Here is a 15,363-nt window from a genome sequence, read left to right as displayed (position 1 = left end):
GCTTCAGGGTGAACCAGCGCTTCCCGCTGGTCACAGCCGCCGTGCTGGCGGTGGGGATACTCATGGTGGGCTTGACTCGAGACGACGCGGATCTCCCGGGCCCGTTCCCCTACACCGGCGCGCCCCTATCGGCGGAGGAACGGGCGAGCCTGGCCTCGGATGGATGGACGGTGACGGGCCCCGACGCGCCGCCCAGGCTCGTCGCCCTGACGCGGCCGCCCTCCGCGGGTGAGACGCGCTGGCTGGTGTACTTCGGCGGCAACACCCCGGGGTACCTCGCGGAGGCGAAGTCCGTCCTGCTCTCGCTGGACGAAGGCCGCGGACTCGGGCTGGCCGCCATCGCGCCGCCCGGCTTCGACGGCTCGCCGGGCAAGCCCTCCCCCGAAGCACTCCGAGACAGCGCCGCGAGCGCCATGCGCTGGCTGACGGAGACGCATCCTGCCGCGGCGCAGGACATCCACCTCGTGGGCTTCTCCATGGGAACCATGTCGGCGCTCGCGGCGGCCCACGCGCTTCGGGCGCAGGAGACGCCCGCTCGGAGACTGGTGCTGTTCGCGCCGTTCCAGGCGATGAAGGTAGGGCGCACGGGGCTCATCGGCAGCCTCGTCGGGCGGCACCGGTACGACAACCAGCCGCTGCTGCAACCCAAGCGACTCCCGCCCGCGCTCGTGCTGCATGGAGGCGCTGACAGCGCGCTGCCCCCCGTCCAGGGCGAGCGCGTCAGCCGTGGGCTTCGCGTCCCCCTCAAGACGTACCCCGGCATCGGTCACGCCGAGCTTCTGAAGCATCCCCCCGCGCTCGCCGACGCCCGGCAGGGCCTGGGCTTGTGAGCGGGGAACACCCGAATCGCAGCAACGCAGGAGGCACTGAATGAGCGCGGCTCCGGAGTCGCCCAGCTGTTTCATCATTGGCGAGGGCACCCTCGTCGTTCCCTGTGCACAAGCCCTCACCGAGCGGGGCGTCCGGATTCTCGGGCTCGTCACGCGCGAGCCCGCGCTCCAGAAGTGGGCGGAGGAGCAGGGCGTGCCGCACGTGCCGCCCGGCGAGCAGGTGCTGCCCTTCCTGTCCCAGGCGCCCTTCGACTGGCTCTTCAGCATCGTCAACCTGAGCATGGTGAAGGACGAAGTCCTGCGCCTGCCCCGGCGCATGGCCATCAACTTCCATGACGGCCCGCTGCCCCGCTACGCCGGACTCAATGTCACGTCGTGGGCGCTGCTGAACCGGGAGCCTCAGCACGGCGTCACGTGGCACGAGATGACGAAGGGCGCGGACGAGGGCCGCATCCTCAAGCAGCGCCTCTTCGACATCGCCCCCGGTGAGACGGCCTTCAGCCTCAACGCCCGCTGCTACACGCTGGGCATGGAGACCTTCGCGGAGCTCGCGGAAGAGCTGGTCGCGGGCACGTCCGAGGCGAAGGAACAGGACTTCGCGCAGCGCAGCTACTTCGGCCTCGCGCAGCGTCCGGAGGCCGCGGGCGTCCTCGACCTCCACGGAGACGTGGACGTGGCGCACGCGCTGGTGTCGGCGCTCGACTACGGCGGCTACCCCAACCCACTGTCCTTCGCGAAGGTGTGGCTGGGCAACGCGCCCATCGCCATCTCCGAGGCCCGCCGCTCCGAGCCGGCATCCGAGTCCGCCCCGGGCACCGTGCTCGACATCGAAGGTGACGCGCTGACGGTGGCGCTCCAGGGCGGCGACCTCACGCTGAAGGGCCCCAAGGGGCTGTGCGGCGCGCCGCTGTCGTGGGCCGACGTGCTCGGCGCTCGAATGCTTGCCCGGGGTGACCTCCTGCCCGCCGCCGCTCCGGAGCTGCGCGCCCGGCTGACCGAGGTGGGCACGCAGGCGGGCAAGGCGGAGTCGTTCTTCCTCCGTCGCCTGGAGACGCTCGCGCCACCGGACCTGCCCTTCCTGGGCGGCAGCTCCAAGGACGTGGGGACGCACACGCTGAAGTTCGAGGCCAGCGACCTTGCCCCAGGCTGGGTCACGGACCTGCCTCCCGAGGAGCGGCTGCTCTTCACCGCCATCGCGTTCCTGGCGCGCCTGTCCCCCGAGCCCCGCTTCGACGTCGGCTACGCGGATGCGTCCACGCGCGCCCGCATCGAAGGCGTGGAAGGCTTCTTCGCCTCGCAGCTCCCGCTGCGCATCGAGCTGCCGATGAAGGATGCGCCGGAGCAGGCCGCGGGTGCCTTCCGCAAGGAGCTGACGCAACTGCGCGACAAGGGCGTGCTCGCGCGCGACGTCCTGGGTCGCTCCGCCCAGCTCTCCAACCTCCAGCGCCACGGCGGCGAAGTGGCGTATCCCGTCGCGCTGCGCATCGGAGCGACGAACCCCGCCGTGGGTGGCGCGGCGCTCGTCATTGACGTGGATGCGCAGGGCCGACACACCCACCTGCACTTCGATGCCACGCGCGTGGACAAGGCCCGCGTGGACGACGTGGCGCGGCAGCTCAACGCGTTCCTCGCATCGCTCCGGGACGCGCCGGGCAAGGCGGTGGGCGAGCATGACCTGCTGGGCGCGGAGGAGCGCCAGCTGCTGACCCGGTGGAACGACACGCGGCGGGACTTCCCCCGCGACGCCACCCTGGCCTCGCTCTTCCAGGCCCAGGCGCGGCGCACACCGGACGACACCGCGCTCATCTGCCGGGGCACCTCGCTGACCTACCGCGAGCTGGACGCGCGCGCCGAGGTGCTCGCACGGCACCTGCGCGGCGCGGGCGTGGGCCGCGACGTGCGCGTGGGCATCTTCATGGAGCGCTCGCTGGAGATGATGGTGGGCGTGCTGGCCACGCACAAGGCGGGTGGCTGCTACGTGCCGTTGGACCCGGCCTATCCCGCCGAGCGCATCGCGTTCATGGAGGAGGACGCGGGCTGCCACCTGGTGCTCACTCAGGAACGGCTGCTGTCCCGCGTTCCGTCCGCGGCGAAGGCCGTGCTCGCGGTGGACCAGCAGTGGGAGCGCATCGCCGCCGCGCCGGAGGCCCAGACGCCGCCGGCCACGCCGGACAGCCTGGCCTACGTCATCTACACCTCGGGCAGCACGGGCAAGCCCAAGGGGGTGATGATTGAACACCGCAACGTCGTGAACTTCGGCGTCGGCATGGACGAGCGCCTGGGCACGGAGCGCGGCACCTGGCTGGCGGTGACGAGCCTCAACTTCGACATCTCCGTGCTGGAGCTGCTCTGGACGCTCACGCGCGGCTTCACGGTGGTGCTGCACGCGGAGCGGCACGACGCGGCGCAGGCCGGCAAGCACGCCTCGCGCGCCATGGAGTTCAGCCTCTTCTACTTCTCCAGTGATGAAGGCGAGCGTCCCGAGGGCCGCTATGACCTGCTCATGGAGAGCGCGCGCTTCGCGGACACGAACGGCTTCTGCGCCGTCTGGACGCCGGAGCGGCACTTCCACGCGTTCGGCGGACTCTTCCCCAACCCGGCGGTGACGTCGGCCGCGCTGGCGGCGGTGACGCGCAACGTGCAGCTTCGCGCCGGCAGCCTCGTGTCGCCGCTGCACCCCACGCTGCGCATCGCCGAGGACTGGTCCGTGGTGGACAACATCTCCCACGGCCGCGTGGGCATTTCGTTCGCCGCGGGCTGGCAGCCCAACGACTTCGCGCTGCGTCCGGAGTCCTTCCCGGACCGCAAGCGCATCATGTTCCAGCAGATTGAAGACGTGCGCCGGCTGTGGCGCGGCGAGGCGCTGGAGACGAAGAGCGGCACGGGCCACACCGTGAAGCTGCGCACCCTGCCCCGCCCGGTGCAGAAAGAGCTGCCCATCTGGGTCACCACCGCGGGCAACCCCGAGACGTTCGAGGAAGCCGCGCGCGCGGGCTGCCACGTCCTCACCCACCTGCTGGGCCAATCAGTGGAAGAGGTGGCGCAGAAGATTGCCCTCTACCGGGAAACGTGGGCCAAGGCCGGCCACCCCGGCAAGGGCACCGTGTCGCTGATGCTGCACACCTTCGTCGGTGACTCCGAGGCGTCCGTGAAGGAGGTCGTCCGCGAGCCGATGAAGTCGTACCTCAGGTCGTCGGTGGGCCTCATCAAGGAGGCGGCCTGGAGCTTCCCGGCCTTCAAAGCACAGACGACGCTGGCCAACGGCAACTTCGGCACCGACCACCTGTCCGCCGAGGAGATGGACGCGCTGCTCGACTTCTCCTTCGAGCGCTACTTCCAGTCCTCCGGCCTGTTCGGCAGCGTCGATGCGTGCGTCGCGCTCGTGGACCGGCTCAAGGGCCTGGACGTGGACGAGATTGCCTGCCTCGTGGACTTCGGTGTGCCCACGGAGCTGGTGATGAAGCACCTGCCGCTGCTGGCCGAGGTGCGCCAGCGGGCCAACTCGGGCGTGGGCCAGCCGGGCGCCGAGCCCGAACTGGACGGCTCCATCCCCGCGCTGCTGGAGCGTCACGCGGTGACGCACCTCCAGTGCACGCCGTCCCAGGCAAGCATGCTGCTGGCCGAGGAGCGCTCGCGCGAGGGCCTCAAGCGGCTGAAGAAGATGATGGTGGGCGGCGAGGCCTTCCCCGTCCCGCTGGCGCGTCAGCTCTCCGAGACGGTGTCCGGCGACGTCATCAACATGTACGGCCCCACCGAGACGACCATCTGGTCCTCCACCCAGCCGGTGAAGAACGTGGGCGAAGGCGTGCCCATCGGTACGCCCATCGCGAACACGCAGCTCTACATCCTGGATGCGCAGCAGCGTCCGCTGCCCATTGGCGCGGCGGGTGAGCTGTACATCGGCGGCGAGGGCGTGGTGCGGGGCTACCACCACCGTCCGGAGATGGACCGCGAGCGCTTCGTGCCGGACCCGTTCTCCTCCCAGCCGGGCGCGCGGATGTACCGCACCGGCGATGCCGCGCGGTGGAGGCAGGACGGCCTGGTGGAGTTCATCGGCCGGCTGGACCACCAGGTGAAGGTGCGCGGCTTCCGCATCGAGCTGGGCGAAATCGAATCCCGGCTGGGCGAACACCCCGCGGTGCGGGAGACGGTCGTCATCGTCCGCGAGGACATTCCGGGCGACAAGCGGCTGGTGGCCTACCTCATCGCGAAGCCGGGCGAGCCGCCCGCGGCGGACGCGCTGCGCGAGTTCCTGCGCACGAGGCTGCCCGAGTACATGGTGCCGCAGGCCTTCGTGACGCTGAGCACCTTCCCCCAGACGCCGAACAAGAAGGTGGACCGCAAGGCCCTGCCACCCCCGGAGCAGGCGCAGGCGCGCGGGGAGCTGATCCGGCCGGAAGGCGAGACGGAGGCGCTGATTGCCAGCATCTGGCAGGACGTGCTCAAGCTCGACAAGGTCGGCGTGGAGGACAAGTTCGTCGACCTGGGCGGCCACTCGCTGCTGATGGTGCAGGTGCTGGAGAAGCTCAAGGCCCAGGTGGAGAAGCCCCTCACGCTGGTGGACCTCTTCCGCTACCCCACCATCCGCACCCTCTCCGGGTTCCTGTCGGGAGACAGCGGCGAGGAAGAAGCGCTCAAGGAAGTCGCGGCGCGCGGTGAGGCCCGGGCCGCGGCTCGCCGGGCGATGCAGCAGCGCCGCCGCCGGTAGACGTTCGTTGCCGCACGACTGGCACTCCAGGGATGGCCTGAAACCAAAGTCAGGCCGTTTCCACGATTCCTGGAGTGCCTCATGCGTTTCACGCTTGCGGCGTACCGCGCTCTGTTCTCCCTGCCCTGGCCGCCCATGAGTCCGCCCAGGTCTGGTTGACGACGACGTCGGGGAGCGCACGGGTGAAGCGGCTCAACGCCGAGCCGAACCAGACTTTCGGGCCCGACACCGGGGCAGCGACCGCCATCGACGTCAAACCCGGCGCGCACCGACGAGACGGCACCGCCCTTTGAGGCGAGGGCACATTCCGCTCCAGGACAGGCCCCGCTCAACAGCGCGGGCTTCCAGACATTCGTCCCGACTTTCACCTCGGCCCACGGGGCAGCCCCGGTTCCAACGGCCAGAAAGCCCGTGTTTCCGTCGCGCCCGGCACAACCTCCTGGAATGCCCACCCCCACCCCACCCAGGGAGTTCCGAACATGGCCGAGCCAATGCAGATCGACTTCAACAAGTTCGAGGGAACGGTCCCATACAAGAACATCGATTTTCTTGGCAGGTGCTACGACGTCATCCGAATCAACCCGCTGGACCTGAGCCAGCGCATCCGGGACGGCGGAGGCGCCACGACCGAGAGCATCGTCCAGATTACCCCGGAGTCCTGCACGCAGCTCACGCCGGACAAGAGCCTCTACATCCCCGAAGGGACGCGCTACCTCTCTGAATCCCGGGGCGAGCGCACCTCTCGCACGCAGACGTGGTTCTCCTCCTTCGACTTCTCGCACAGCTTCGAGCACACTGTCAGCGCGGGGCTGGACATTCCGGGACTGGTGTCGTTCAGCGCCAGCCTCACGTATCGGCAGCTCGAGAAGACCAGCAGCTCGAATGAAACCATTGAGACGTTCGTCCAGAGCTTCTTCGAGGACTGCTCGATTGAGCTCAACCACGACTTCATCAAGAAGCTGCCGCTGAGCAGCCGGTTCACCAGCGAGGTGGCGAAGCTCACGTCGGAGAGCGCCTGCGCCGCGTTCATCAAGACCTTCGGCACGCACTACGCCCGGGAGGTCACGTTCGGTGGACGGATGTACCAACGCGTCCACATCTCCTCCAAGGAGTACTCCAGATTCGTGGAGCGGGGCGTCGACATCTCCTCGTCCGCGTCGGCCACCTACCAGGGCGCCACCGCCAATACGGGAACGAGCACCTCCACGTCCTCCAGCTCCGCGTTCAAGCAGTCCAGCGGGCTGACCATCGACAGCATCCAGTGGGTGGGCGGCACGCCCAGCACGGACTTCAACGAGTGGGTGAAGAGCATCCGGCAGGACCCCAAGCCGCTCCAGCTCGATTTGAAGCCGCTGTACGAGCTCTTCACGGCCGAATACTTCCCCCAGGACTCGGACATCCAGAAGAAGAAGACCTGGATGATGCAAGCCGTCGACACGCACATCCGGACCGAGGGCTTCACCCGCCCCGATGTCTCCTCGATGGCGAACAAGGAGTTCTACTTCCGAAGCCGCTGGCGGGCCGACCCCGGCGAGAAGCGCGTCAACAAGCACTTGAGCTTCTCTGGGGAGAACGTGCAGCTCTACGCCGATGACAACACGAACGACCTGGTCCCCTGGAAGTTGATTCCCGTGCCCGGCAAGTCGGACGAGTACTACATCCGCAGCCGCTGGCGCGCGGACCTGGGCGACAAGCGGCTGGACTACCACCTGTCCTTCGATGGCAACACGCTCAAGCTCTTCCACCGGGACAACGTGGCGGACCTCGTCCCCTGGAAGTTCATCCCCGTGCCGGGCAAGACGGATGAGTTCTACATCCGCAACCGCTGGCGGGCCGAGAAGGGCGACGATCGCGCGGACAAGACGCTCTCGTTCGAAGGAGACAGCGGCAAGCTCTATCCCAAGGACGACTATTACAACCTCGTCCCGTGGAAGCTGGAGCCCGCGAAGTCCTGAGCTGCACGCATAGGCCGGAGCGGTGCGAGGTGTCTCTCACCGCTCCGCCGGGCCCGCCGTTACGCCTTGCCTCGGCGGGCCATGTGCTGCCCGGTCAGCGAGCGCGGGTGCGTCGCGAGCTGAGCCGGAAGGCCTTCGAAGACGACCTGTCCGCCCTCATGCCCGGCGCCGGGTCCCAGGTCGATGACCCAGTCCGCGCGGGACACCACGTCGAGGTTGTGCTCGATGACGATGACCGTCGACCCGGCATCCACCAGCCGGTCGAACAGGCCAATCAACGTGTCCACGTCGTTCATGTGCAGGCCCGTGGTGGGCTCATCAAGCACGTAGATGTTCCCAGAACGGCCCAGCTCGGCGGCAAGCTTCAACCGCTGGCGCTCACCGCCCGACAGCGTTGACAGCGGCTGCCCCAGCGTGAGGTAGCCGAGCCCGACGTCATCCAGCCCCTGGAGGATTTTGGCAATCGCCGGCTCGGTGAAGAAGGCCACCGCGTCACTGATGGCCATCTCGTAGACCTCGCTGATGGACTTGCCGCGCAACCGGTGCGCCAGCACCTCCTCGGTGAACCGCTTGCCCTCGCACGTCTCACAGACGGTCACCATCGGGTCCAGGTGCGCCAGGTCCGTGTAGATGACGCCCAGGCCACTGCAGTCCGGGCAGGCCCCCTTCGAGTTGGCGGAGAACAGCGCGGCATCCACCTTGTTCGCCTTGGCGAAGGCCTTGCGGACGTTGTCGAGGATGCCGGTGTACGTGGCGGTGTTGGAGCGGCGCGAGCCCCGAGCCAGGTTCTGGTCGATGATGATGGTCTCCGGGTACGCCTTGGGCAGGCAGCCCTGAATCAGCGACGACTTCCCTGAGCCCGCCACCCCCGTCACCACCGTGAGCACACCCCGCGGAATCGAAACAGACAGGTCCTGGAGGTTGTTGAGCCGGGCGCCCTTGATTTGAAGCTGCCCCGTGGGCTTTCGAGGCGTGGTCTTCAGCGGCTGGTGCTTCTTCATGTGGTTGCCCGTGAGAGTGCCCGAGGTCAGCAGCCCCTCGTAGGTGCCCTCGAAGACAACCTGTCCACCCTTGTTGCCGGCCTTGGGCCCCATGTCGACCACATGGTCCGCAATGGCAATCATGTCCGGCTTGTGCTCCACGATGAGCACGGTGTTGCCCTTGTCGCGCAACTGCTGCATCAGGCCCGCGAGCCGACCTACGTCGTGCGGGTGGAGCCCCACGCTGGGCTCATCGAAGATGTACGTCACATCGGTGAGGCTGGAGCCCAGGTGCCGCACCATCTTCACCCGCTGGCTCTCTCCACCCGACAGCGTCGAACTCTCGCGGTCGAGGCTGAGGTACCCCAGGCCAATGGTCACCAGGTTGTCGAGCCGGTGGGCCAGGGCCTCCAGCATGGGCCCCACGGACGGAGCGGCAATCTTCCGGACGAACGCGGCGAGGTCCGACACCTGCATCGCGGAGCACTCCGCGATGTTCTTGCCCAGGATGTGGCTGCCGAGCGCGGCCTGGTTGAGGCGCCCACCCTTGCAGGAAGGGCAGATGGCTCGGGTGAAGATGCGCTCGTATTCGGCGCGGACGTGCGGCTGGACCGTCTCAGGGTCCTTGGAACCCAGCGTCCGGCGCAGCTTGGGGACAAGGCCCTCGTAGGTGAGGTTCATCTTGTCGAGCTTGATCTTCCGGCCGTCGTCCAGGTGGAGGAGCTTCTCCATCTCCTCCTTCGTGTACTTGGACAGCTTCTTGTCGACGTCGAAGAAGCCCGAGCGTGCGTAGATGGCCCAGTACCAACTGTCGACCGCATAGTCCTTGGGCAGGATGGCGCCCTCATTGAGGGACTTGGACTTGTCGATGACGGCGTCCATGTCCATGGACGCGACCTGACCGATTCCCTCGCACTCCGAACAAAGCCCCCGGGGGTCGTTGTAGGAATAGAAGCCTGGGCTGCCCAGGTGCGGCTCGGCGAGGCGTGAGAACACCACGCGGAGCATCTGCGCGGCGTCGGTGACGGTGGCGACCGTGGAGCGTGAGTTCCCGCCCAGCCGCTGCTGGTCCACGATGATGGCGGCGGAGATGTTCTCCAGGCTCTCCGCGTCCGGCTGGCCATAGTGCGGCATGAACTGCTGCACGAAGGCCGGATAGGTCTCGTTGATGAGCCGCTGGCTCTCCGCCGCGATGGTGCCGAAAACCAGGGACGACTTGCCCGAACCCGAGACGCCCGTGAAGACCGTGATCTTCCGCTTGGGGATGTCGAGCGAGACATTCTTCAGGTTGTTCTCGCGTGCCCCGCGAATCTTGATGGAGCCGTACATGATTGGCTTCTCCTTAGAGTGACGCCCTGCCCGCGGACGCGGCACGTCCACACACAGGCTTCCCGCAAATCGCTCGACATCTTTTCAGCTACGCCGTAACTTCGTACGGCGCACGAGGTTTAGCACAACAACCCCGTACGCTGTAAATAGTTATCCTGAGGTACGGATGAGCGACGAGATTTCCGGCCGGGGCGACCCGTTGAAATCACTGCAGTTGCTATGGGGACGGACCGAGGCACCGAAGCGCGGCCCGAAGGCGAAGGCCAGCGTCGCGGAGCTGGTGTCAGCCGCCGTCACCATCGCGGATGCCGAAGGGCTCGCAGCGGTCAGCACGCGCCGCGTCGCGGAGGCGGTGGGCATCTCCCCCATGTCGTTCTACACGCACATCCCCGGCAAGGCCGAGCTGTTGGACTTGATGATGGATGTCGTGTCCGGCGAAATCCTGAAGGACCGGCCCGTCTTCAAGCCCGCCGACTGGCGCGCCAACCTGACGCGGGTGGCGACGGACTATCGCGACTTCTACCTGGCCCACCCGTGGGTGATTCCACTCGCGACCCACCGCACCGTGCTGGGCCCGAACACCTTCCGTTCCGCCGACATCGCGTTGAGTGCCATTGAAGGCCTGGGGCTCACGGACCTCGAGATGGACCGGATCATCACCCTGGTCCTCGACTACGTCCACGGCGCGGTCCGCAACGCGGCCCGGGAGAAGATGGTCAAGGACCTGACCGGCATGACGGACGAGGAGTGGTGGTACCGCGTCGCCCCCTTCCTCGAAACCGTCGACTTCACGCCCTACCCCGTCCTGTCCCGCGTCGGGCAGACCGCGGGAGAGACCTACGGGGCACACGACCCCAAGGGGGCGTTTGCCTTCGGTCTCGAACGAGTGCTCGATGGACTGGCGGTATTCATCGACGGAAAGGCACCGGGAAAGAAGCGGCGCTGAGCCCCCAGGGTGAGGCAGACGAGCGATTCGTCACTCAATCGTGGAGCTCGTCACGACGATGGGCGTGTCATCGTGATTCGAAATCTGTGGATGCGTCGGGTACCACGAGCCGCCTGTATTGTTCCGAATCACGGAGCGGTCGATGCGGATATCTCCCGAGTGGTCATTGCTCACGAAGAAGATGGCGCTGCCGTGAGCATTGACCTCGTTGTGCTCAATCCGGGTGCCACAAAGTGACAGCGTCATCGTGTTCCCATCGTTGTAGATGGCCCCGCCACTTCCCCCACCGGGAGTCCCCGGCCGCGCGGGATTGGCGCCGTTGCCGACAGCCCGGTTGTGGGAGAACAGGCTGTTGATGATGGTCCACGACACGCCGATGCTGCTGATGCCACCGCCGTTGGAGCAGGCACCGCCATAACCGGCCTTGCCCCCGAAGGTCGTGTTCACCACGTACACGGGCTGGTTCCGGTGCTGGCTGAACGCACGGAGCGCGGCGCCTCCCACGTCCGGCCCCACATCCGCGCAGGCGTTGTTGAAGAACCGGGAGTTGATGACCTTCAAGCGCCCGCCGCGCACCCAGACCGCGCCGCCGCCGTCGAACTCGGTCTCCGTCTTGGAGCTGGCATCCACGAACGTCAGGTTCTGCAGCGTCAGCCGAGGGTGGTCCTGGTCCTGGCAGTGCGCCGTCGTCCACACCTGCTCCCGGTCGCAGGTGTTCATGTACAGGATGCGATGCCGCCCCGCCCCGCTCAGCGTCACCAGTCCCTTGCCGTCGATGACGATCTCCGGCCCCGTGTCGTTGAAGATCTTCGCCGTCCGCTCCAGGGTGATGGTGACGGGCTCGGGACCGCAGTCGAAGGTGATGACCCCGCCCAGCGCCACGGCCTGGATGAACGCGTCACTGGTACAGCTCTCCGGACTGCCCGTGCCGACGACCGTGGTGGGCCGGGAGACATCCGCGAGGCCAGCCTCGGCCGGGATGGCGCACGTGGCCTCCGGGTTCTGATTCCCGGCGGGAGGCCCATCCTTGGGATTCGTCAGGGGGTTGGGCGTGTTCACGCCCCCGTCGTCCTCCGAGCACCCCATCCCACCGGCGAAGGAAAGTCCGAGAAGCACGAGCGCGGGCAGCCGACGAAATCTCTCAAGGTGCATGAAGCCTCCAGTCCGCACCCAGTGTAGCTCCGCTCTGCGCAAGGGCCCCTCGGGCCTCTTTCTGGAGGCTACCGAACCGTCACGGCTGCCCGCCGAGCCACGGGCCCCACTGGACGATCCGACTGCCGCCCGCGGACTCACGCTGCCCTCCGGGGCCCACGCGCTCGGAGCCGCTGGAGAGCGACTGGAAGCGCGCTTCATACGGCAGGCCCGCGAGCCCCGGCGCCCAGGGCTCCGCCGCGTAGGTGTCCATGAAGACGTGCTGCGTGCCCTCCACGTCCTCCGTGCGTTGGTCCGTGATGGAGGGCACGTTCCGGTCTCCCACGGTGAAGGTGCCACGGGCGCCGTCCTTGGAGGGAGGCCACTCGCCCGAAACCAGCGCCTCCCAAGGAAGGCCCATCACCACCTCCTCCAGGGACTCAGGCTCCGCCTTGGAGAAGTCGGCGCACGGCTCGCTCCCAGTGCCCAAGGGGCCCTCCGCGCGCAGGATGTAGCCGCGCTCCGCGGTGAAACACACGCGCAGCACCTCGTGCGTGGGCGCCATGTCCACCTTCCTGTCGTAGTACGCGCCGGGCCCCAGGGGCCGCTCCAGCGCGGGCGCGGGGGCGCTGGCCTCGGTGGAGCCCTCCTGGAACTCACGCAGCGACAGCCGGATGCCGCCCGGCGTCCGGAACCCGGCGGACTCCGTGCTGGCCTCCAGCAGGCCGCGCGTCAGGTAGAGCAATGCCGAATCATTGGCATACACGCGCGTGCGCAGCGGACCATCCACGGGCCGTTGATCGCTGACATAGCGAGTGGCCTCCCAGTCGCGCCCGGAGAAGGAAGGACGCTCCGCCGTCACCTGCCCTGGACGCGGCACGTCCAGCGAGCGCGTCATGTCCGAGCGCACGGGAACCACCAGGTCCTGCGCCAGCCGCGTCTGCGACAACGGATGGCCCGCCGCGTCCGTGAAGGCCACCCGCACATAGACCCAGGGCTGCTGAACGGACACGACCTCCAGCGTCAACTGGCCGTCGAGCGTGCGCGCGGCGTCAGCCGCACCGAGGGTGGGGCCCTGGGTCGCGGAGAAGGCATAGGTGACGCGGTCGCCCACGCGGGCACGCTTCCAGGCCTCCGCGGCCTGCTGAGAAGTGGAGGTCTGGCTCTGAGCCTCGATGGGCGAGGGATTGCTCGACATCGTGCTCCCACAGCCAGGAAGGAACGACAGGGCCGCGCCCAGCAGCGCGGCGACAGGACAAGTGACGTGGCGCATTTGCATATGCGACTGAATACACCGACAGTGTATTCACATGCACCTGTCGTCAGAGGGGAGTGTCCTTTCTCACCCCATTACAGGGGCGTAGTTTGTTTTCACTTGCGCCAGATGATGCCTGGGGTGTCTTTGCCCCATGGGGCAAGTGACCGATAAGCAGACATCACTGTGTGGTTTCGAAACGCCCTGCTGTCTCCAGGGAATCTGAAGCAATCACGCGGGCTTGTGGCGACTGGCGTCAACTCTATTTACGCGCCCGTGACACGGGCCTGGAGCGCAGACACTCCACGCTAGTCAACTATTTCTGGTTTCTCGCTCTACGGGACTCATTGGCCTACCATTTGCTCATGGGCCGGGACGCGCCTCGCCGCGGCTGGTGGATACCAGGCGGCCGGCGCGTCCCCCCGCAGTCAAAACGGACGAGGAATCTCCGATGCCCATGTTCCAGAAGATGTTCAAGGGAGCTGCAGTCCTCGCGGTGACCGGTAGCATGATGCTGACGGGCTGCGGCACTGACGTGCAGGCCGATTCGCAGCACGAGCATGAAGAGATCATCTCCAACCTGGTCGAGGCCGGCTTCCCGGCGGACGACATCCTGGTCTCCGACGGCCAGGTGTACGTGGGTCGCGACTCGCACGTGACGCTCGAGGCGTCCCGCGAGATGCTCCAGACGGACCTGAAGACGCAGGAGCAGTACCGCACGACGAACCTCGTCTCCTCCTCCATCACCCGCATCTGCATCGTCCCGAACTCCGCGTACGCCGCCAACTCCACGCTGATGTCCGCCCTTGACCGGGCGATCGCCAACTACAACGCGCTGGGCCTGTCGTTCACCATGCAGCGCGGCGGCTCCGGCTGCAGCGCGACCATCTCCGCGCGCACCATGTCCGGCGCTGGCGGCTCGGCGGGCTTCCCCTCCGGCGGCCGTCCCTACGGCATCATCAACATCGGCACCGGCACCGCCACCTACGGCGTGGCCGTGGTCGAGCACGTCGTGACCCACGAGCTGGGCCACGCCGTGGGCCTGCGTCACTCTGACTACTACAACCGCAGCATCAGCTGCGGTGGCGCGGCCACCAACGAGGGCAGCGCGGGCGTTGGCGCCATCCACATCCCGGGCACGCCGACCACGGCCACCCGCGGCGGTTCGCTCATGAACTCCTGCTTCGGCTCGTCCGAGACGGGTAACTTCAAGAGCTCCGACGTCACGGCGCTCCAGTACCTGTACTGAGTCATGGCGCGACACCCCACAGACTTCCTCATGACGCTGTGGGGTTCGCTCCTCGCTGGGACCGTCTTCCTGGGCCTCACCGCCTGCGGAGGACGGTCCGAGCCGACCGAGCCTGCGGTCTGTGAGCCACCCGCCAGTCCGGAGGTTCGTGCTTTCGCGCAGTGCGGTCCGACGCTCGACTTCACTCCCATCAACAGCTACGTCGGCGAGTTCTCGGACGTCATCCAGGACCGGGAAGACGCCGTCGTGCTCATTGACGGGCGCTGCACCGGAACGCTGATTCAAGCAAGCGCGGGCCCCGTGGTGCTCACCGCGGGCCACTGTGTCAACCTCGGGGACATCCCGCTGATCGTCTTCAACTTCGAGGACGACGCGGACGGCGACCCCTTGATTACGGAGGGCACCGTCATCGAGCAGTCGATGGAGCCGGACTACGCGCTCATCCAGCTCGACGTCCTCCCGGATGTCACGCCCATCCCGCTGACGGCCCAGGCCACCGAACAACTGGCCATCATCCAGCACCCTCGCGGACGCCCCAAGGTCGTTGCCGAGGGCCGGTATCTGGACGCGTGCAACAACCTCATCTTCTACGGGAACCTGGACACGCTGGTCGGCAGCTCCGGCGCGGGCGTACTCAACCGGCAAGGGCACCTGCTGGGCGTCCACACCGACGGAGACTGTGAGGTCAACGGCCGGGGCTCCAACCGGGGCGCGCCCGCGGAAGTCATCGTCGAAGCCTCCGAGTATCTGCAAATCGAAGACATCACCGAGCCGTCTACGGCGACGCGCACGAAGGGGGCGGACGCCCCATCCGCGCGGCTCGCGCCCTGAGCGCCGCGCCGCGGCTGCGCCGGATGGGTGAGGGTCACCTTCACCGAACGGTGCGAGTTGTCACCGGTCCGAGGCAGGCATTGGAGCCCCTGGGAGCGCCAATGTCGTCGGGGCCGCGGTCGACCATCTTGGGTCACCCCACACACGAT

General features: G+C 67.4%; 9 protein-coding genes. 6 read left to right on the top strand and 3 right to left on the bottom strand.

Annotated elements, in window-relative coordinates; genetic code table 11:
• Positions 1-8: 8 nt before the first annotated feature.
• The 3 genes from FMP39_RS10695 (at position 9) to FMP39_RS10685 (ending at position 7,493) form a co-directional block, all read left to right on the top strand.
• The gene (locus FMP39_RS10695; RefSeq protein WP_228557860.1) at positions 9-830 is read left to right on the top strand and encodes a S9 family peptidase; all 822 of its coding nucleotides are present in this window, start codon (positions 9-11) and stop codon (positions 828-830) included.
• Between the two features lie 40 nt (positions 831-870).
• The gene (locus FMP39_RS10690; protein WP_141589811.1) at positions 871-5,538 is read left to right on the top strand and encodes a MupA/Atu3671 family FMN-dependent luciferase-like monooxygenase; all 4,668 of its coding nucleotides are present in this window, start codon (positions 871-873) and stop codon (positions 5,536-5,538) included.
• Positions 5,539-6,017: 479 nt separating this feature from the next.
• The gene (locus tag FMP39_RS10685) at positions 6,018-7,493 is read left to right on the top strand and encodes an MAC/perforin domain-containing protein (protein WP_228557859.1); all 1,476 of its coding nucleotides are present in this window, start codon (positions 6,018-6,020) and stop codon (positions 7,491-7,493) included.
• Between the two features lie 59 nt (positions 7,494-7,552).
• On the opposite strand, the gene FMP39_RS10680 is transcribed toward FMP39_RS10685, so the two are convergent.
• Entirely contained in the window at positions 7,553-9,802 is a 2,250-nt protein-coding gene (locus tag FMP39_RS10680; protein WP_141589810.1) for an excinuclease ABC subunit UvrA, read from the bottom strand.
• Between the two features lie 166 nt (positions 9,803-9,968).
• On the opposite strand from FMP39_RS10680, the gene FMP39_RS10675 reads away from it, so the two are divergent.
• Positions 9,969-10,748 carry a TetR/AcrR family transcriptional regulator gene (locus FMP39_RS10675; protein WP_141589809.1) on the top strand — a complete coding sequence of 260 codons (780 nt, stop codon included), beginning with the start codon at positions 9,969-9,971 and terminating at the stop codon, positions 10,746-10,748.
• Between the two features lie 30 nt (positions 10,749-10,778).
• Here the strand turns inward: FMP39_RS10675 and FMP39_RS10670 are convergent, their stop codons facing one another.
• Both FMP39_RS10670 and FMP39_RS10665 read right to left on the bottom strand, forming a co-directional pair.
• On the bottom strand, positions 10,779-11,900 hold the full coding sequence (locus FMP39_RS10670; protein WP_194858345.1) for a hypothetical protein: 1,122 nt from the start codon (positions 11,898-11,900) through the stop codon (positions 10,779-10,781).
• A gap of 79 nt (positions 11,901-11,979) precedes the next feature.
• Positions 11,980-13,152 carry a DUF6068 family protein gene (locus FMP39_RS10665; protein WP_228557858.1) on the bottom strand — a complete coding sequence of 391 codons (1,173 nt, stop codon included), beginning with the start codon at positions 13,150-13,152 and terminating at the stop codon, positions 11,980-11,982.
• A 433-nt stretch (positions 13,153-13,585) separates the two neighbouring features.
• Here FMP39_RS10665 and prtB point away from each other — a divergent pair, with 433 nt between their 5' ends.
• Entirely contained in the window at positions 13,586-14,383 is a 798-nt protein-coding gene (gene prtB / locus FMP39_RS10660; RefSeq protein WP_090488859.1) for a M57 family metalloprotease PrtB, read from the top strand.
• A 3-nt stretch (positions 14,384-14,386) separates the two neighbouring features.
• A complete protein-coding gene (locus FMP39_RS10655; protein ID WP_141589806.1) occupies positions 14,387-15,214 on the top strand; it encodes a serine protease in 828 nt (275 codons plus the stop codon).
• Positions 15,215-15,363 lie beyond the last annotated feature (149 nt).

Origin of the sequence: Myxococcus sp. AB056, from assembly GCF_006547365.1 — a bacterium.
Taxonomy (GTDB): Bacteria; Myxococcota; Myxococcia; order Myxococcales; family Myxococcaceae; genus Myxococcus; species Myxococcus virescens.
The sequence above is the reverse complement of the archived record's forward strand: the minus strand, read 5'-3'. Positions and strand labels throughout refer to the sequence as shown.